At 49.2% G+C, this 264-nt stretch carries 1 rRNA gene; it reads right to left on the bottom strand.

Features of this window, described 5'->3' with window-relative positions:
* Positions 1 to 264, bottom strand: a 23S ribosomal RNA gene (locus tag GTP90_RS36260); the annotation flags it as partial.

Raw genomic sequence — 264 nt, 5'->3', positions numbered from 1 at the left:
GAGTATTTAGCCTTGGAGGATGGTCCCCCCATATTCAGACAGGATTTCTCGTGTCCCGCCCTACTTGTCGTACGCTTAGTTCCACACATCGCATTTCACATACGGGGCTATCACCCGCTATGGCTCCAATTTCCAGTGGATTCTGTTATGCGTCATGCTAAAACGTACAGGCTCATCCCATTTCGCTCGCCACTACTTTGGGAATCTCGGTTGATTTCTTTTCCTGCAGCTACTTAGATGTTTCAGTTCGCCGCGTTCGCTTTG

Origin of the sequence: Duganella vulcania, from assembly GCF_009857655.1 — a bacterium.
Classification (GTDB): Bacteria; Pseudomonadota; Gammaproteobacteria; order Burkholderiales; family Burkholderiaceae_D; genus Rugamonas; species Rugamonas vulcania.
Note: the sequence above shows the minus strand (reverse complement) of the source record. Positions and strands in the feature narration are given on the sequence as shown.